Consider the following 18,603-nt stretch of genomic DNA (forward strand, 5'->3'; position numbering starts at 1 on the left):
CTTCGTCCCCCGACGGCGCGCCTTTCAATTCCGGGGAACGGGTACCCGGAGTGCGAGGGTTGGACGGCGACCGCCTTGCCGGTGGCGGCAGGTTCGGATCGGAGGGCTTATGACGTCGCTGGAGAAGCAGGCGGGGGCGGCGCAGGAGGAGCGGACAAGGGAGCAGGAGCGGGGCGCAACCGAGCGGCGGGTCGCGCAGGGGTCGAAGCTTCTGAGGCTGTTGTCGACGACCGATCACAAGGTGATCGGGAACATGTATCTGGTCACCGCGTTCGGGTTCTTCCTGTTCGCCGGGGTGCTGGCGATGCTGATGCGCGCCGAGCTGGCCCGTCCGGGCACGCAGATCGTCTCCCACGAGCAGTACAACCAGCTGTTCACGGTGCACGGCACGATCATGATGCTGCTGTTCGCCACCCCCACCTTCACGGGCTTCGCCAACGCGATCATGCCGTTGCACATCGGGGCGCCCGATGTGGCCTTCCCCCGGCTGAACGCCTTCACCTACTGGGTGTACCTGTTCGGCGGCCTTCTGGTCGTCTCCGGTTTCCTCACGGCGAACGGTGCGGCGTCGTTCGGCTGGTTCGCGTACGCGCCGCTGAACAGCGCCGTGCACACTCCCGGCACCGGCGCGGATCTGTGGGTGATGGGCCTGGTGGTGTCCGGCCTGAGCACCATCCTGGGATCGGTCAACTTCATCACCACGATCGTCTGCCTGCGCGCCCCCGGCATGACCTTGTTCCGCATGCCGATCTTCACCTGGAACGTGCTGTTCACGTCCATCCTCGCGCTGCTGGCCTTCCCGGTGCTCACCGCGGCGCTGCTCGCGCTGGAGGCCGACAGGAAGTTCGGTGCGCACATCTTCGACGCCGCCAACGGCGGCGCGCTGCTGTGGCAGCACCTGTTCTGGTTCTTCGGACATCCGGAGGTGTACATCGTGGCGCTGCCGTTCTTCGGCGTCGTCAGCGAGATCATCCCGGTCTTCAGCCGTAAACCGGTCTTCGGCTACCTCGGGCTCGTCGGCGCCACGATCGCCATCACCGGCCTGTCGGCCACCGTCTGGGCGCACCACATGTTCGCCACCGGCGGGGTGCTGCTGCCGTTCTTCTCCCTGATGTCGTTCCTGATCGCGGTGCCCACGGGGGTGAAGTTCTTCAACTGGATCGGAACCATGTGGCACGGTTCCCTGTCCTTCGAGACACCGATGCTGTGGTGCATCGGCTTCCTGGTGACCTTCCTGCTCGGCGGGCTCACGGGGGTACTGGTGGCCTCGCCGCCGCTGGACTTCCATCTGACGGACAGCTATTTCGTCGTCGCGCACCTGCATTACGTCCTGTTCGGCACCATCGTGTTCGCCACGTTCGCCGGGTTCTACTTCTGGTGGCCCAAACTGACCGGACGGATGCTCGACGAGCGGCTCGGGAAGATCCACTTCTGGACGCTGTTCGTCGGCTTCCAGACCACCTTCCTCGTCCAGCACTGGCTGGGTGAGGCCGGCATGCCCCGCCGGTACGCGGACTACCTGGCCGCGGACGGCTTCACGGCCCTCAACACGATCTCCTCGATCGGGGCGTTCCTGCTCGGCCCGTCCACGCTGCCGTTCCTGTACAACGTGTGGAAGACCCACCGGTACGGCGAGAAGGTCACCACGGACGATCCGTGGGGCTGGGGCCGCTCCCTGGAGTGGGCGACCAGCTGCCCGCCGCCCCGGCACAACTTCCACGCCCTGCCCCGTATCCGTACCGACTGCCCCGCCTTCGACCTGCACCATCCCGAGGTACGGACCGAAGGCACGCACCCGGACAGAACGGCGGGCCATCACACCACCCCGGACCCCGAGACGACCAGGGAGGTGACGGGATGAAGGGCGAGGCATGGCTGTTCACGGGCGTGGCCCTCTTCTTCGCGGTGACCGGTTCCGTGTACGCGGCCTTCGCGCCCGATCCCGCCGGCATCGCGGCGCTGGCGGTGTCCGGCCTGATGTCGGCGCTGATCGCCGCCTACGTCTGGTGGGGTTTCGCGCGTATCGGGCCCCGGCCGGAGGACCGCAGGGACGCGCGGGTACGGGAAGTGGGCGGGACGCGGAAGTTCTTCCCCGCGCGCAGCTACTTCCCCGTCCTCGCCGCCGCCGGTACCGCCCTGCTCGGGCTGGGTGTCGTCCAGGGGCTGTGGCTGTTCCTCATCGGCGTCGGCGTGCTGATCCCGGGCGTGTACGGCTTCGCGTTCCAGTACGCCGACCGCGAGGGCTGACACGCGGCCGAAGACGGCCGGGCACCTCCTCAGTCCGCGTGATCCGCGCGTTCCCCGGCCGTCTTCGGTTCGTCCGGTCCGGCCAGGACGGCGCCGATCGCGCGCCGCTGCTTCTCGCTCGTCGGCGGCTGCACACTGTCCCGGTAGTACCAGCGGCTGAGCGAGGACCGCAGCCGCGCGACAACCCGTGCACGCGCCGGTCGGCGCCGGTCCGCGCGGGCCTCCAGAGGCCGGGGGAGATCCCGGGCCAGCAACACGTACCGCTTCTGGGCAGGAAGCCGTTCGTGCCCCGGGTGGTAGCCGCCCTCGACCGACTGGCGTACGTCCCCCGTCTCCTCCCCCTCCCCCAGCAGCTCGCGGTCGTGTGCCTGCAACGCGAGACAGAGCCGCCCCGTCAGCCAATAGGCCGCCACCGGCAGGACGAAGAGTGCGATGCGGAAGGTCCAGGTCAGCCCTTGGACGGGTACGTCGAAGATGAAGGCGATCACGTCCTGGGCGCCGGCGAGCAGCAGCACTCCGTACGCCGTGAGCGCTCCGACGCCCAGGCCCGTGCGGACCGGCCGGTCGCGCGGCCGGTCGCACAGATGGTGCTCGCCGGAGCCCCGGGTGATCCAGCGTTCGAAGAAGGGGTACGCGTACAGCACCAGGAACAGCGCACCCGGCAGCAGCACGCCCGGGACCAGCGGGTTCCACATCAGGGTGTGGCCCCACAGCCTGGTCTCCACGCCGGGCATCAGCCGCAGCGCGCCCTCCAGGAAACCGACGTACCAGTCGGGCTGGGAACCCGTGGAGACCTGATCGGTGCGGTAAGGGCCGTAGTTCCAGACGGGGTTGATCTGTGCGACCGCCCCCAGCACGGCGAGAACGCCGAAGACCACGAAGAACAGCCCGGCCGACTTCGCCGCGTACTGCGGGAAGAACGGCTTTCCGACCGCGTTGCGGCCCGTCCTGCCGGGGCCGGCCCATTGGGTGTGCTTCAGGTGGACGATCAGCAGGAGGTGGAGGCTGACCAGGGCGAGAAGGAGCCCCGGGACCAGCAGGATGTGCACCGGGTAGAGCCGGGAGACGATGTCGTCGCCCGGGTATTCGCCGCCGAACGCGAAGAAGCTCAGGTACGTGCCGACGACCGGAAGGGACAGCATGATGCCCTGTGCGGTGCGCAGGCCCGTACCGGACAGCAGGTCGTCGGGGAGCGAGTAGCCGGCGAAGCCTTCCAGCAGGGCGAGGAGGAACATCGTCAGCCCCACCATCCAGTTGGCCTCACGCGGCCTGCGGAACGCTCCGGTGAAGAAGACCCGCAGCATGTGCGCGCCGATGGACGCCACGAACACGAGCGCCGCCCAGTGGTGGATCTGGCGGACGAGGAGCCCGCCGCGCACGTCGAAGCTGATGCGCAGGGTGCTGGCGTACGCCTCCGACGTACGGAGCCCCTGCAGCGGGCCGTACGAACCCCGGTACACCGACTCGGTCATCGAGGGCTCGAAGAACAGCGTCAGATAGACACCGGTCAGCATCAGCACGACAAAGCTGTAGAGGGCGAGCTCGCCCAGAAGAAAGGACCAGTGGTCGGGGAAGGCCTTGCGGAGCAGTGCCCGGCCGCCGTCGGCCAGCGGGAGCCTGGCGTCGACGGCGTCCACCGCCTTCTCGGCAGCATGCCACGCCCTGCCCTCCACGCGCGCCTTCTTCTTCGCCGGCAGCATCGGTGTGCTCGCTCCTTTCAGGGCCCGGGTACGGCAACGGGTGCGTCGCTGAGCCGCGTGGCGGTTTCCAGCATCAGGGCGTGGACGAAGGCCTGGGGCAGGTTGCCGCGCAGCTGGCGTTGCTGGATGTCGTACTCCTCGGCGTAGAGGCCCGGGGGGCCGCAGGCGGCGCGGTTGCGTTCGAACCAGCGCAACGCCTCGTCCTGACGGCCCTGTTGGTGCTCGGCCAGGGCCATCACGTAACCGCACAGCAGGAAGGCCCCTTCCGCCTCGCCCGGCGGGCGTTCGTCATGGCGGAAGCGGTAGGCGTAGTGGTCGTCGGTCAGTTCCCGGGTGTACGCGTGCAGGGTGCGCAGGGTCCTCGGAGCGTCGGCCGGCACGGCCCCGCGCAGCGGGGGCAGCAGCAGGGCGGCGTCCACGCCCGGATCGGCCGGGGAGCGCTGCCACCGGCCGCTGGGGTGGGTGCATGTGGCCGCGGTCTCGGCGACGAGGGAGTCCGCGAGGCCTGCCCAGGCGCGGGCGCTTGTGGCGGGGGCGGCCCGGGCGAGCGAGCGCAGCCCGGCCGCGCAGGCGAGCCGGCTGTGGGCCCAGGCCCGGTCGTCCAGTTCCCAGATGCCGGCGTCGGGTTCATGCCGGCGCCGGGCGATGGCATCGGCCGCGATCCCGGCCGCCCGCCAGCCCTCGGCGTCCAGCCGGCCGTGCCGGTGGGCGGCGGCGAAGAGCAGCAGGGCCTCGCCGAACACGTCGAGCTGGAACTGCCGGTTGACCCAGTTGCCGATCCGGTCGTGGCCGCCCGGGTAGCCACGCAGGTCCAGCGTGCGCTGGTCGGGGACCGGCCCGCCGGTGACCGTGTACGCGGGGGCCGTGCGGGGACCGTCCTCGTGCAGGCGCGCGGAGACGAACCGCACCGCGTCGTCGAGCAGCGGGTGGGGCCCGGCCGCGGCGACGGCCTGACCGGCATAACACTGATCGCGTAACCACACATACCGGTAGTCGTAGTTGCGGCCCGCCTCCGCGCGTTCGGGCAGGCTCGTGGTGACCGCGCCGACCATCCCGCCCGTGGAGCCGGTCAGCCCGCGCAGCACGGTGTAGGAGTGACGCGAGTCCCCGGGGGCGATGTTGTTCTCCAGTGCGGGGACCTCGCGGCGCCAGGCGTCCTCGGTCGCGCGCCACGCGCGGGAGGCGTCCGGCGTCCCGGCCGGCGGGTCCTCGCCCAGCTCGACGACCAGGTCGTGGGAGGCGCCGGGGACGAGGTGGAGCTCCATGGTCAGGCCGGTGACGCCTCCGGCGCGGCGCCGGGGCCGGGCGGCCGCCGCTCCCGACCAGCGCCACCGGAGTGCCCCGCTGCGCCCGCACCAGGCACCGTCCTCGTCGCGCCGCACGTCCCGTGGGCTCGCGGAGCCGTAGTCGGCGTGCGGTTCCAGGCAGACCGTGAGTGCGGCGGGGCCCTGGACGGCGATGATCCGGCGCAGCAGCACGGCACGGCGCGGGTCGCCGGGGAAGGCGAGGGCCTCCCGGCACTCCACGATGCCGCTTTCGGTGACCCAGCGGTTGCGCCAGATCAGCGTGCCTTCCTCGTAGTAGCCGCCCCAGACGAACCGGCCGCGCGGGCTGACCGTGTAGTGGCCGTTGCCGCCGATGAGAGAGGAGAAGAGCGCGCCGGAGTCCCAGCGCGGCGCACACATCCAGACGATGTCCCCGCGCGGCCCGACGAGGGCGCCGCGCTCTCCGTCGGCGAGGAGCGCGTACTCCCGCAGGACGTGCGGCGGAGGCTCGTGCCCATCGGCCTGCGGCCCGTGCGGCTGGCTCACTCTTCCTCTTCCGGTCGGGGGCGGTCGGCGAGGCATCCGGACGCGGCACGGCCCGGCTGCTCACGGCCGGACGACACCCGGCAGGCCCTGCCCGACGCCTCGCCACCGGGCCCTCGACCACCTCGGGCAAGCGGCCGGGACGAGCACCGAGGCCGCCCTTTTCGTACCGTAAGGGTCTTTGCCGGAAGACGGGCCCCGCAGCTCCCGACACCTCGCATATTCGGCTAACCGGTGGACAGCCGGAGAAACCCGCCGCGTGGGCAAAGGAGCGGTCAAGGCGCGATCGGGCTGCGGATCGAGCTGCGACACGATGAAGGCCCGCCGCATGCGAAGCGCAGGGGAACCGGACTAACGAGGGCCTGCTCGTCGCCTACGCGGGAGGACGCCACTTCGCACCCGGCTGGTACGCGGTGCTGATGGGCTGTCTGCCGGTCGGCATGCTTGTCGGTGAGCTGGTGGGGCGACTGCTACGGCCGCCCGCCCGGGAGCGACTGGTGGTCCCGTTGATCACGCTGACGGGACTGCCGCTGGTCGGCTTCGCTGCTGAGCCCGGAGTGGGCATCTCGTCCTGTCTGCTGCTGCTCTGCGGCTTCGGACTCGCCTACGGCCTCGGCCTGCAACAGCCGTTCCTGGACGCCCTGCCGCCCGATGGCCGGGGTCAGGCCTTCGGGCTGCTCGGCTCCGGCAGCATGACGCTGCAGGGCGTCGGTCCGGCCTGCTTCGGCTCGGTGGCCGCAGGCATCGGCACAGGGGCGCCATCGCGCCGGCAGGCGGCGCGGCTGTGCTTACCGCCGGCTGGATTCTCAGCTGGCACCCGGCCGCCCCCGCCTCCCCGGTCCCCGTCCCGGACTGCTCAACGGGATGAGACAACGGCACCGACCAGCGTGCGAGCGGCTCTCGTGAGCATGAGGGCCTCTCGTCCTCGGCCGCGAACCGACACCCACCCCACCCCCGTGGCGGACTGCGTACGGGAACTTGAGACCGCGAACAGCCCATGGAAGGTTTAGGCCGCATGATCGATGAATTCGCGAAGGACAACCTGCACGGAAGACTGCGGCGGGACCGCGAGGCGCTGCTCTGGAAACTCGACGGCTTGTCCGAATACGACGCCCGCAGACCTTTGACGGCGACCGGGACCAACCTCCTCGGCCTGGTCAAACACGTGGCCACCGTCGAGGCCATGTACTTCGGCGAGGTCTTCGACCGCCCTTCCCCGGAACGGCTGTCCCGGTGGCAGGACTCCGACGGCAGCGATCAGTGGGCCGCCGGGGACGAGACCCGCGATCAGATCGTCGGGTTCTACCAGCGCACGTGGGAACACTCGGACGCGACGATCGACGAGCTTGCCCTCGACGCCCCCGGCCACGTGCCGTGGTGGCCGGAGCCTTATACCGACACGAACCTGTTCGCCGTCATGGTCCATGTCCTCGGCGAGTCCATCCGGCATGCCGGGCACGCCGATATCCTGCGCGAGGGCCTGGACGGCCGGACCGGGTTGCGCCCCGAACACGAGAAGCAGATCGACGAGGAAGCCCGTGCAGCCCATTGCACGAAGATCGAGCAGGCTGCCAGATCAGCCGCATCGATCAAGGATGAGTCCTCGAGCTGAACATGGAGGACGAGGACCCGTCCGCGTGGTCGAGCGTGGTCAGGAAGAGGACCGGTCCGCGGTTCTGGCACGCGGGGGGCGGCAGGCGGAACAGTCCCTCCAGCCTGCGCAGGGCCTCGCTGTCGCCGGACACCGACGCGTCCCCGCTCCCGATCGTCTCGGCGAGCGTGCGGGACTGGCCCGTCGGGCGGAGGAACGCCCGCTGGCCGTCATCGAAGCGAGCCTCAGCCGGGAGGGGTTCGACCTCATCCGCGCCGCGATAGAGCTCAACGGCGCCTTGGGCGAGCTGATACCGGGTGCCGTGGCCCGCGATCCACTCCGCCGTCTCCCGGCTCGTAGTGCACCGCACTGGCGCTCGGGCTCCACGTCCCGATCAGTGGTACGTCGCTGATCAGGCGGTAGACGGAGTCCGGCGGCAGGGCGACCCAGCACCGCCTGGCGAAGGTGAAGGGCGTCAGATCGAGACCGGCCAGCGCATCTCGCGGGCCGGGTGTGACGCTCTTGGACGTGGTAACGCTCGTGGCCGCTCCGTACGGTGTGAGGAGGGCAGGTAGGGGCCGCGTTCGCCCTGCGACCGTCGGCCGACGAGCGCGCTGCGGGCTCATCCTGGGGGACGGTGCGAAGGCCCGGCCACACCCTGCGGAGCCGTACCCCAGCAGGGTGAGGCACGGCTTCCGGGCCGCGCATACTCTTTCCACGCATCCGGCCCGACGGCACCAGCACCGGCACCAGCACCGGCACCAGCACCGGCACCAGCACCGGCACCAGCACCAGCACGAGCACCAGCACCACCGTCCTGGACGCAGCGACGGACTCCAGAACCCCACCTCTGTCGCCGTTCGCGGCAAGGATGTGTACGCCCTCCGCGCCGCTCACACCACGGCGACCGGTCCCAACCTCCTGGGCGCCCGCCCGAGCGGCCACTTCCGCCGCTGGGCTCGATGCCGAACACGGGCTCCGCGCCCGGTCCCACCGGCCTGAGCGCGACGCGGTTTCGCCGGGGACGTCAATCCGCGATGTCGATGCCGTAACCGCGGGCGAGGTCGGCCATGCCGTGGTCGTACCCCTGCCCGACGACCCGCAGCCGCCAGCCCTCCCCCCGGCGGTAGAACTCCGCCAGGATCATGGTGCGTTCGGTGGTAGCACCGTCGAGGGTTGCCCGGGCGGCCGGGGCCGCACCGATGCCGCACGTGGCAGTGATCTCCATGGCTCCGATATCGGCGAAGGTCGCGGCACCATCGATCGCGGCGGCGACGACGACCCGGTGCACTTCCAGGGGCAGACGCGCAAGGTCCGCGGTGACGAACTGCTCCGTCGGACCGTCCGTGCCGAGCCGCACAGTGCCGTCCGGATGCTCGGGCGCGCCGTAGAAGACGAAGTCCTCGTCCCCCTGCGCCTGTTCGTGTGCGTCAACGGCGAAGGCGACGACGTCCACGTCGCAAGGGGCCTGCTGACGCCACTGGGCGGACACGGTCCAGGCTTCACCGCTGTCGGACAGGTCGAGGACGGCTCCTCGGACGAGTACCGCCGCGTCGTCCTGCCGGTTCCCGGTGGTGCCGCGCCCCAGCGCGCCCACCATCGCGGGCGCGAGCAACCAGTCGCCGTCATGAACGGGCAGGCCGAGAGCGGCGATGCGGCTCATGCGCCTGTCCGTTTCGCTCCCGGGGAGCAGGACGACGTCGGACACACTGGCCGAGAGGTTGACCGCCGCGGAGGCACCCATATACAGCGCGCGAGCACGCGCCTCGGCGGCCTCCTCATGACCGCCGCCCAGAACAAGGACCCTGCGCCCGGTGAGCGGACGGCCCTTATGGGCTGCGGGCGCGGCCGTCACGGCCGCAGGCGCGACCGTGGCGTCCGCAGGCGCGACCGGCGTGGCCGCGCGTTGTGCCGGAACGCTCGGCACGGGCTCAGGTCGTGCGCCGGTGGCGCCGACGGCCGTCTCGGCCGCACGACTCTGCCGAGCGGCGCCCTTCGCCTGGCCGGCCCGCACGTTCTCCAGCAGTCGAAGGTACGTCTGCTCGTCCAGGAGGGGAACGCCCCCGTCCGCGGCTCGCCGCAGTTTGGAGGATCCGGTGCCGGGGTCATTGGTGACGACGACGCTCGTCTGGCCGCTGACCGAGCCGGTTACGTTCAGCCCGGCCGCCACCGAGCGGGCAACCAGTTGCTCACGGGAGACCCGGGTTTCCCCGGTGAAAGCGATTTTCATGCCCTGCACCAACCGTCCGCCAGGCGTCAGCCGGCCCGGATTGCGGTAGGCGCAGGGCGTCTTCGGAACGTACGGCTTGTAGTCCTGGCGCGGCGGGCAGTCCAGGAGCGGCAGGGCCAGCCCCAACTCCTCCGCAGCGCCCAGCGAACCGCGCAGAATGCCGGAAAGGACCCGCACGTCGTCCTGCGCGTCGTGGGCACGTTCCTGGCGCACCCCGTAGTGCGCGGCGAGGGTGCCCAGCTTGAGGTCGGGCGTCGCGGGCCCGACCAGCCGGTTGAGAGCCAGCGTGCACAATCTCCTGCTCACGGGCAACCAGGACCGCGCATGGGCGAATTCGTGGGCCAGGAAGTCGTAGTCGAACTGCGCGTTGTGCGCCACCATGACGCGCTTGCCGAGCAGCGCCCCCACCTCCGGCGCGATCTCCTCGAAGGTGGGCGCACCGGCGAGACGGGCGGGGGTGAGCCCGTGAACGTGCACCGGTCCAGGGTCGCAGCCCGGATTCAGGAGCGTGGAGTACTCCCCCGTCGGGTTGCCGTACGCGTCCAGCGTGAGGATCGCGAGCGAGAGCACACGGTCCCGCCCGGGCCTCAGTCCGGAGGTCTCCACGTCCACCAGCGCCCAGTCGTGGCAGTAGTCGGGAAGAGCGGGCCACTTCGCGCTCGACGCCAACAGGGCCATACGAGGCTCCTCCCCCGGATGCGGCGGGCGGCAGGCGCCCACTCCGCGACGATGATCGACCGGATCGGATTTTCGCACGTCTCGAGCGCGATTCGTGAGGAACCTGTGAAGAAGGGCGGGCGGAGGGCCGCTGCACGGCCTCACCGAAAGCCGCCGAACGGAGGTCACCGTGATCAAGACCTGCCGGGACCACCCAACTTCACGTCATGACCAGAAGTCCGGCCTGACGCTCCTGCGGACCTCCACAGACGACGTCGGGCGAGGTGCGGTGCGGTGTCGTGAGCGGCCTGCTGGACCGGTCGCGGAGCCCCGCCTCGCCCTCGGTCCGCCAGCGGCGCATCCACTTGTGCGCCGTTGCTCTGGAGATACCCGTCTCAAGACGTCGCGGGGAGCGGGGCCAGCAGAAACGGCTGGTCAGGGCGGCCTTTTCCCATCGGGAAGTGACACGTCGGAGCCCGGAGCGTCATATGAGCGTCATGGCCAGACGGGGCCGGGAAAGGGGCGGCGTGGAGGTGCGCTCCAGTGACCCGAGTCCTGAGGTAGCGCTCGCTCCCCGTCGGCGCCCGAGCCGCCGAGCCCCTGTCCCATCTTTCTGGCCGCGCCGGGTTGTCAGTAGCGGCTGCTCACGTGGCGCCCTGAGCACTGAGGCCCCGGGCCTGGCGCGATCAGCGTCACCAGCGCGACTGAGGCCCATCGCCCGCCTCGGAGGTGACCGAGGCGGGTGATGGGGGCCGTTCGGGATCAGCGCTCGAACCGGCAGGTGCTCAGACGGAGCGCAGCGGCATGAACAGGTAGCGGTAACTGGGGTCGTGCTCGGAGTCCAGCTCGGTCCGGGCAGTGAAGACGGCGGGCTTGGTCGGCGTGGTGTAGCTCAGCTCCAGAAAGGGAGCGTCGATCATCGTCAGGCCCTCGGTTATGTAAGTGGGGTTGGCGGGGAAGCAGATGCCCTCCCCCTCGTAGTGTGCCGGCAGGGTCTCCCGGCCACGTGCCTCGACGCTGCTGCCGGCGTCCACCGTGATCTGTCCCGGCGCGAGCGTCAGTCGCATCTGCGAGTTCCGCTCGGTCACCAGGGCGACGCGCTTGGCGGCTTCGAGCAGTGCAACCCGGTCGATGACCGCGCTGCCGACGTACGTCTCCGGAAAGACGGACTGGTACTTGATGAAGTCGGTCCCCAGAAGTCGCGACGTGGCACGTCGGGGGCCGGCCCCCAGCCCGATCAGGGCGGCACCGGAGGACTCGTCCGTGGAGAGTCCGATCGACACCTCGTCGCCCTTGCTGAGCGACCGGGCGATCTCGTGGAGGCTCCTGGCCGGAACGAGCGCGACCTCCTCCAGCTCTGCCTGCGGGTCGGCGGGGCGCCACGTCACATCGCGCACCGCGAGACGGTAGCGGTCGGTGGAGACCATCCGCAGGGTGGAGCCCTTGATCTCGATGCGGACACCGGTGAGGACGGGCAGGGTGTCGTCCCGCCCGGCGGCGACGGCGACCTGGGCGACCGCCGAGGCGAAGACCGCCCCATCGATCGTGCCTAGGTGCGGGGGCATCTCCGGCAGCTTGGGGTAGTCCTCCACCGGGACGGTGGGCAGCTCGAACCGCGACGCCCCGCAGGTCAGCACCGCGTCGGTGTCATCGGTGCTGACCTCGACCGGGAGGTCGGGCAGCGATCGGGCGATCTCGGACAGCAGCCGGCCGGAGACCAGCACTGTGCCCGGCTCCAGGACCTCCGCCTCGGCGTCGAACTTCGCCGAGACCTCGTAGTCGAAGCCCGAAACGGTGAGTCTGCCGTCCGACGCCGTCAGCAGGAGGCAGGCGAGGACGGGCACGGGAGAGCGTGCGGGAAGGGCGCGCGCCGCCCAGGTCACGGCTTCGGCAAGGGCGTCGCGCCCGAGACGGATCTTCACTGGTTGCCTGCTTTCATCAGGGACGACCGGGGGTAGTGGTCAAGCTCGTTCGAAGGGAATCCGGCGCGGGGGCGGAGTCCTCGGGGTTCGGCGCCGACTGGTTCAGAGCCCACGAAGTGCGCCGCCGTCCACGGGGACCGTGATCCCCGTGAGATAGGAGGCCGCGGGCGAGAGCAGGAAGGCGGCCACGCGCCCGAACTCCTCGGGACGACCATAGCGGCGCAGTGGGATCGCGGCCTCATTCGCGGCACGGGTGGCCACCCTGTCCCCGCTCAGCGAATCGAGCTCCCGCACCCGCTCCGTATAGATCTGATTGGGCATCAGCCCGATGACCCGGACACCGCGGGGGCCGAGTTCGTCGGCCAGACCCTTGGCGGCCATCGCCAGGCCGGGACGCAGGCCGTTGGACAACGCCAGGCCGGGCGCGGGCTGCCGGACCGTGCCGGAGAGCACGAAGCCGATGACCCCGCCCTCACCGAGGACTTCGGACGCGGTCCGGGCCAGCCGGACGGCGCCGAGGAAGACGGACTCGAAGGAGGTACGCCACTGGGCGTCCGCAACTTCGGTGACACTGCCTGCCGGTGGCCCGCCCGAGCTGATGAGCACGCCGTCCAGCCGGCCGAAGTGCTCCATGGCGGCATCGACTAGCGACCGCGCGGCGTCGGGGTCGCCATTGTCCGCCACCATGCCATGCGCCACATCACTTCCGCCGAGCGCCACGACGGCCTTGTCCACGGATTCCTGGGTGCGGCCGGTCACCAGGACCCTGGCCCCCTCGGCCACCAGTTCCTTCGCCGCGGCGAAGCCGAGACCGCGGCTGGCGGCCGTGATGAGGAACGTCTTTTCTCGAAGTCCAAGATCCATGGGTTTCATTCTGCCCGCCGTGCGGTGCGGCCCGCAGGTGGTCGAACAACTCGTTCCACAGCGGGAGTTCGAAGGCTTCGCTCCCCGTGACGCGCAGCACGGTGTACCGCCCGATGATATTCGAGCGGTACACCGAGGCGAACGCCTACGGACTGACGGCAAGTCAGTTTTGTCGGGGCCCGTGCCCCCCCATGGCCGCAAGGCGTTCCTCGATCAGCCCCTCCACGTGCTGGGCGAGGGCCCTGAGACGGGGGTACTGGAAGGCCACCGTGACGGGCATGGCGAGCTTCAGCCTCTTACGCATGGCCGCCACTACGCGGGTGGCGTGCATGGAGTGGCCGCCGAGGGAGAAGAAGCTGTCGGACGGCCGGACGGATTCAAGGCCGAGGACCATCGTCCAGATCTCACCGATGAGTACCTCGATCGGGCCTGAGAGAGCGCCGTCCTCCTCGTCCGAGTCCGGCATCACCGGGTCGGGCAGCCGGTCCATGTCCACCTTGCCGCCGGGACCGATCGGCAGATCGTCCACCAGCACGATCATCTCGGGCACCATGTAGGCGGGCAGGCGCCGGGCGGACTCCTTGCGGACCGCCTCACGGTCCGGCCTCACGTCCGCCGAACCCGTGCAGTACGCGACCAGCCCCGGACCGCCGGGCAGTTCGCGCACCATGGCGACGACGCGCCCGATGCCGGCGACCGAGGACAGCACCGACTCGACCTCGTTGAGCTCCATCCGGAACCCGCGCAGCTTGATCTGCCGGTCCCCCCGGCCCAGGTACTCCAGGCATCCGTCCCGCAGCCACCGGACCCGGTCACCGGAGCGGTAGAGCCGCGATCCGTCGGTGCGGAACGGGTCCGCCCGGAAGGCGCTCGCCGTCTGGCCGGGGCGGCCACCGTAGCCACGGGCGACACCGGCGCCGCCTATGAGCAGTTCGCCGGGCACGCCGGGGGGCACCGGCCGGCCCGACTCGTCCACGACGGCCACGTTCACCCCTCGCAGCGGGCGGCCGATGTGCGGGACGTCACCGGTGATCCATCCGGCGGTGGCGTCGACCGTGGTCTCCGTGGGGCCGTACACGTTGATGCCCCGGATCGCCCCCTCGTCCGTAAGAGCGGTGATCTTCCGCCACAGCGCCGGGCTGATCCGCTCGCCGCCGACGAGGAGATGGAGCGGGCCCGCGTCCGTGGCCTTGAAGGGCACGTGGTCGATCATGAGGTCGAGGTGGACCGGGGTGATGTCCAGGTGCGTGAGCGCCGCCGACTCGATCAGCTCACCGAGGAGGACGGGGTCCTGCCGCTCGTCGTCGCTGACGACCACCACGGTGTCCCCCCGGCCGAGCCGGATCCACTGCTGCACCGACGCGTCGAAGGACGGACTCGCGTTCCACCCCACCCGGTTGTGCCCGGGCCCGGCGGCCCCGGCCTCCTCAAGGGCGGCCAGGAGGTTGGCGGCGCCGCGGTGCGTCACCTGGACGGGCTTGGGCGTGCCGGTGGACCCCGACGTGTAGATGGCGTACGCCAGGTTCTCCCCGGTGAGCGCCGCCGCGGGCACCTCCTCGCAACCGTCCGCGTCGGTGACCGGTACCAGCTGGACACCGTCCGGGCAGACGAGGTCGTCCACCGCGGCATCCTGGTCCGTCAGGACGACCCGCGCGCCGCAGTCCTCGATCATGCCCCGGAGACGCTCCGCCGGATAGGCGGGGTCCAGCGGCACGTAGTACCCGCCGGCCCTCATGGCGCCCACTATGGCCGGCACCAGGGAGACCGAGCGGCCCATGAGGATGCCCACGGGCGACTCGACGCCGACTCCGTGCGCGCGCAGCAATCCCGCGATCCGGCCGGCCCGCGCCTCCAGTTCGGCGAAGGTGAGGGAATCCGTTCCCACCCTCACCGCGAGACGGCCGGGGTGCTCGGCCGCCCGGGCGGAGATGGCCTCGTGGACCGGCACGACGTCGCTGCCGGTGGCGGGCCCCTCGCTCCACGAACGGATCTGCCGCTCCTCTTCGGGGGTGAGAGTGTCGATGCCGGACATCGCCGCGTCGGGCGAGGCGAGCAGACTGTCGAACGTGTACACGAAACGTTGCAGCAGCGCGTCGATCGTGTCGCGGCGGAACACGTCGGTGGCGTAGTTGGCCTCCACCTTCAGGCGTCCGTCGCTCAACGGGCAGTAGTAGAAGGTGAGGTCGAACCGCACCGAATCCGGGCGTGAACTGATGTGCTCGACGTCCAGGCCACCGAGGTGCGGATCGGTCGCGGGCTCCTCCGTGAGTGTGACCTGGATAGCGGTGTTCCGGGTGGGCGTGCGGTCGGGCGATATCTCCTCGACGATGCGGTCGAACGGCACCAGAAGGTGCTCGTACCCGTCCAGAGTCGTATCCCGTACCTGCCGCAGCAGCTGTCGGAACGGCGCGGACTCGTCAACCTGTGCGCGCAGCGGCAGCATGTTGGTGAACGGCCCGACGATGTCCTCGGTGCCGGGCACCGACCGGTTGGCCGCGGCCGTGCCGACGATGAGATCCCGCTGACCGGTCCACCGGGAAAGCGTCAGCTGGAAGGCCGCGAGCAGCACCATGAAGAGCGAGGCGCCCTCTTCCTGCGCCAGGCCCTCGGCCCGGTCCCTCAGCTCCTTCGCGGCCAGGTGGGAGACCCACTGGCCACGGAACGACTGCCGGGCCGGCCAGGGCCGGTCCACCGGGAGGTCCATTGTGGTCTTCGCATTCGACAGCTGCTTGCGCCAGTAGGCCAGGGCCGACTTGGCACCGGTGCCGGCGAGCCACCGCGCCTGCCACTCGGTGTAGTCCCGGTAGCGCAGCTCCACCGCCTTGAGCTCCGGCTCCTCGCCCGCCGCGTACGCCTTGTACGCCTCGGCGAGCTCCTGCATCAGGATGCCGTTGGAGAAGCCGTCGGTGGCCACGTGGTGAATCGCCAGCACCAGGGCGTGGTCCGTGTCGGAGAGCTGGAGGAGGACGGCCCGCAGCGCGCGTCCGTCACCGAGGTCGAACGGGCGGTTGACGAACTCGTGCACGGCCTCGGGCAGCGACGCCTCGTCGGCCACGGGGCGGGGCGTAAGGTCGATGCCGTACGCCGGTTCGACGACCTGCCACGGAACGCCGTCCCGGGCGGTGATGCGGGTCCGCAGCACCTCATGGCGCGCGATCAGCAGCTCGATCGACCGCTGGAGCGCACCGACGTCGACCGGGCCGCGCAGCCGCAGGCCGGACGAGTAGATGAACTGGAGACCACTCTCGTCCAGCTGGTCGTTGAACCATATGCGGCCCTGCTGCGGCGACGCGCGCAGTGCACCCGATTCCCCGGTCAGAATGATCTCGTATTCGTCCACAATATCCACCCTGCTCTTCAGTTCGGGCAATCCGAGGTCGTGTTCGTTGTCGGCAACGGCCGTCGGCCGGCGACCTCTTTATTTCCTGTCGGGATGCGCTTCCTCGACATGGGCTATGAGCTGCCGCAGCGTGACATTGTCGAAAATGACCGCCATGGAGAGTGCGGCACCTGTCTCCTTACGAATACGCCCGACCAGTCGAGCTGCGACGATGGAGTCACCACCGAGTTCGAAGAAGCCGTCGTCCTCGTCGATTCCTTCGATCCCGAGCGTCTCCTGCCACGCCCTCGCGACAGTCGTCTCCACACTCTGGGATTCGCCGCTAAACATAGATCGCCCGCTCTCGCCAGTCAGGAACAGTAAGCGCCCTTCGATCCACTTTCCCGTTCGATGTCAACGGAAGGTGGTCGATTTCCACGAAGGCCGCCGGAACCATGAAATTCGGTAGAAGTGCCGTCAGGTGGCGCCGGAGGTCCTTCCGGTCGATACCGCCGGGCCGGGCGAGCACCATCCAGGCGACGAGCTTGTCGTCGCCGAGATGGTTGGTCCGGCGCGCTACCGCCGCCTGCCTGACACCGGAGTGCCGCACGAGGGCGTGCTCGACCTCGCCCGGCTCGATGCGGCGACCGTGCAGCTTCATCTGCCCGTCGATCCGGCCGAGGTATTCCAGCAGGCCGTCCGGGCGCCATCTCACCAGGTCGCCGCTTCGGTACATCGGCCCCCGGTCGTCGTCGGCGAACTTCTCGGCCGTGAGGTCTTCGCGGCGCCAGTACCCCCTGCCGACCCCTTGGCCGCCGATCCACAGCTCGCCGGTGGACCCGGGGGCCACGTCGTCGCCGTCCTCGCCGACCACGCGTACCCGGACGTTCTGAATCGGCCGGCCGATGGGAACGGAGTCCGCGAGCGTCTCGTCCGCGCCTACGCGGTGGCAGCACGCGAACGTGGTGGTCTCCGTGGGGCCGTAGCCGTTGACGAGGACGGTTTCCGGGGCGGCCTCGCGTAGTTTCCGGACGTGCGGCACGGACAGGACGTCACCGCCGGCAAGCACCGTAGCGACGCCGCGCAAGGCGTCGACGTCCACGTCCACCTGGCTGTGCAGCAACGCGGCGGTCAGCCAGAGCTTCGTGACGCAGTGCTTCCGAAGGAGGTCGCCCATCGCGTCGGGCAGGATCTGGCCGGGGGGAGCCATGACCAGGCACCCGCCGTTCAGCAAGGGGCCCCAGATCTCGAAGGTCGCGGCGTCGAACGCGATCGGAGCCAGCTGAAGCACACGGTCGTTGTCGTCGAAGTCGCAGTAGGTGGGGCGCGTGACGAGGTTGACCACGTTGCGGTGCTCGATCATCACTCCCTTCGGCCGCCCGGTGGAGCCCGAGGTGTACATGAGGTAGGCGAGGTCGCGGGAGCGGAGCTCGACGCTCCACGCGGACTTCGCCGTCGCGCCGGAGTCCGCCGGGTCGAACGCCGTGAGCCCCAGGTTCCGGACGAGGCCCACGTCCGTCGGATCACAGATCGCCGCCTTCGCACCCGTGTCGTCCGCGAGCAGGGCAAGGCGCTCCATCGGTTCACGGGCGTCGAGAGGCACGTAGACGGCACCGACCTTCAGGACAGCCAGCAGCGCGACCGGCAGGAGCACCGACCGCTCCATCAGCACGATGACGCGCTCCCCGCGGACCACGCCGCCCTCATGCAGCGCGGCGGCGAGCCGATCGCTGCGACTGCCGAGGTCGCGGTAGGTCAGGCGATCGCCGTCCGTGACGACGGCGTCCGCGTCAGGAGTGTGTGCGGCCTGGTTCTCGAATGCTTCCACGATCGTGGAGGCGTCGGTTTTCACGTGGAGATCCCCCAACTCCGAATGAGCACAGCGCGTTGGGCTTCGGGCGGCTTCCGCTTCCTCGCCACCCGCACGGCCTCTCCGGCGTGCCGCATCGACGCCGGCCACCCTGTCGGTCCGTTCGGCTGTTGAGGAGAAGAGGCTGCCCACGGCACCCGAGCGGCCGTCGGCGAGGGCGTCACGACACGAAAGAACCGGGATCCCGCCCTACGCCGGGGCAGGACTCGCCCGCCACGACGGCTGCTGAGGCCGCAGTCTTTACCCCTGACGATCCAGAAGTCAACAGAATCGATCCCTTGGTCGCCTCAGCCTGCCGGTTATCGACTTGATGAGACAACGGCTGGCAACAGGGCGTAAATCAGCCGTAGTTCAGACACGCCATTACGCCAACGCACTTCGGTCTCCAGCGCCGG

Annotated in this window: 12 protein-coding genes and 2 pseudogenes; 4 read left to right on the top strand and 10 right to left on the bottom strand. The window is 70.1% G+C overall.

Translation table 11 applies throughout. From position 1 onward, the window contains the following. Positions 1-109 precede the first annotated feature (109 nt). Both ctaD and ctaF read left to right on the top strand, forming a co-directional pair. A complete protein-coding gene (gene ctaD, locus ABTX18_RS29850; protein WP_352125900.1) occupies positions 110-1,861 on the top strand; it encodes an aa3-type cytochrome oxidase subunit I in 1,752 nt (583 codons plus the stop codon). Next, positions 1,858-2,247, top strand: coding sequence for an aa3-type cytochrome oxidase subunit IV (gene ctaF, locus ABTX18_RS29855; RefSeq protein WP_352125901.1), 390 nt, complete (start codon positions 1,858-1,860; stop codon positions 2,245-2,247). Before ctaD ends, ctaF begins: the two co-directional genes overlap by 4 nt. A 29-nt stretch (positions 2,248-2,276) precedes the next feature. Here the strand turns inward: ctaF and qcrB are convergent, their stop codons facing one another. Together qcrB and ABTX18_RS29865 are read right to left on the bottom strand one after the other, a co-directional pair. Continuing rightward, on the bottom strand, positions 2,277-3,947 hold the full coding sequence (gene qcrB, locus ABTX18_RS29860) for a cytochrome bc1 complex cytochrome b subunit (protein ID WP_352125902.1): 1,671 nt from the start codon (positions 3,945-3,947) through the stop codon (positions 2,277-2,279). Between the two features lie 17 nt (positions 3,948-3,964). Further along, positions 3,965-5,758, bottom strand: coding sequence for a glycoside hydrolase family 15 protein (locus ABTX18_RS29865; protein WP_352125903.1), 1,794 nt, complete (start codon positions 5,756-5,758; stop codon positions 3,965-3,967). A gap of 353 nt (positions 5,759-6,111) precedes the next feature. On the opposite strand from ABTX18_RS29865, the pseudogene ABTX18_RS29870 reads away from it, so the two are divergent. Both ABTX18_RS29870 and ABTX18_RS29875 read left to right on the top strand, forming a co-directional pair. Beyond that, positions 6,112-6,623 (top strand): annotated as a pseudogene (locus ABTX18_RS29870) (MFS transporter); the annotation flags it as partial. A gap of 147 nt (positions 6,624-6,770) precedes the next feature. Continuing rightward, positions 6,771-7,367 (top strand): DinB family protein, encoded by a 597-nt coding sequence (locus ABTX18_RS29875; protein WP_352125904.1) that lies wholly within the window; start codon positions 6,771-6,773, stop codon positions 7,365-7,367. Here ABTX18_RS29875 and ABTX18_RS29880 read toward each other — a convergent pair. From ABTX18_RS29880 to ABTX18_RS29915, 8 genes and pseudogenes are all read right to left on the bottom strand, one after another. Further along, positions 7,345-7,716 carry a hypothetical protein gene (locus ABTX18_RS29880; protein WP_352125905.1) on the bottom strand — a complete coding sequence of 124 codons (372 nt, stop codon included), beginning with the start codon at positions 7,714-7,716 and terminating at the stop codon, positions 7,345-7,347. The two genes, ABTX18_RS29875 and ABTX18_RS29880, sit on opposite strands and share 23 nt — an antisense overlap. Positions 7,717-8,373: 657 nt before the next feature. Next, positions 8,374-10,254, bottom strand: a complete 1,881-nt coding sequence (locus ABTX18_RS29885; RefSeq protein WP_352125906.1) for a TerD family protein — start codon at positions 10,252-10,254, stop codon at positions 8,374-8,376. A gap of 217 nt (positions 10,255-10,471) precedes the next feature. Next, positions 10,472-10,630, bottom strand: a pseudogene (locus ABTX18_RS29890) (leucine zipper domain-containing protein); the annotation flags it as partial. A gap of 388 nt (positions 10,631-11,018) precedes the next feature. After that, complete coding sequence (gene dnaN / locus ABTX18_RS29895) at positions 11,019-12,155, bottom strand: DNA polymerase III subunit beta (protein ID WP_352125907.1); 1,137 nt, start codon at positions 12,153-12,155, stop codon at positions 11,019-11,021. Positions 12,156-12,257: 102 nt separating this feature from the next. Next, entirely contained in the window at positions 12,258-13,019 is a 762-nt protein-coding gene (locus ABTX18_RS29900) for an SDR family oxidoreductase (protein ID WP_352125908.1), read from the bottom strand. Positions 13,020-13,182: 163 nt separating this feature from the next. Further along, positions 13,183-16,359 (bottom strand): non-ribosomal peptide synthetase, encoded by a 3,177-nt coding sequence (locus ABTX18_RS29905; RefSeq protein ID WP_352125909.1) that lies wholly within the window; start codon positions 16,357-16,359, stop codon positions 13,183-13,185. A 78-nt stretch (positions 16,360-16,437) separates the two neighbouring features. Then, positions 16,438-16,665, bottom strand: coding sequence for an acyl carrier protein (locus ABTX18_RS29910; protein ID WP_352125910.1), 228 nt, complete (start codon positions 16,663-16,665; stop codon positions 16,438-16,440). 16 nt (positions 16,666-16,681) lie between these two features. Beyond that, positions 16,682-18,190 (bottom strand): amino acid adenylation domain-containing protein, encoded by a 1,509-nt coding sequence (locus ABTX18_RS29915; protein ID WP_352125911.1) that lies wholly within the window; start codon positions 18,188-18,190, stop codon positions 16,682-16,684. Positions 18,191-18,603: the final 413 nt, after the last annotated feature.

It is taken from the genome of Streptomyces sp. NPDC096323, from assembly GCF_040302845.1.
Taxonomy (GTDB): domain Bacteria; phylum Actinomycetota; class Actinomycetes; order Streptomycetales; family Streptomycetaceae; genus Streptomyces.

Coding starts and splice junctions, on each gene's coding strand:
- ABTX18_RS29900 (WP_352125908.1), bottom strand. CDS start 13,019: ATGGATCTTGGACTTCGAGAAAAGACGTTCCTCATCACGGCCGCCAGC.
- qcrB (WP_352125902.1), bottom strand. CDS start 3,947: ATGCTGCCGGCGAAGAAGAAGGCGCGCGTGGAGGGCAGGGCGTGGCAT.
- ctaF (WP_352125901.1), top strand. CDS start 1,858: ATGAAGGGCGAGGCATGGCTGTTCACGGGCGTGGCCCTCTTCTTCGCG.
- ABTX18_RS29885 (WP_352125906.1), bottom strand. CDS start 10,254: ATGGCCCTGTTGGCGTCGAGCGCGAAGTGGCCCGCTCTTCCCGACTAC.
- ctaD (WP_352125900.1), top strand. CDS start 110: ATGACGTCGCTGGAGAAGCAGGCGGGGGCGGCGCAGGAGGAGCGGACA.
- ABTX18_RS29875 (WP_352125904.1), top strand. CDS start 6,771: ATGATCGATGAATTCGCGAAGGACAACCTGCACGGAAGACTGCGGCGG.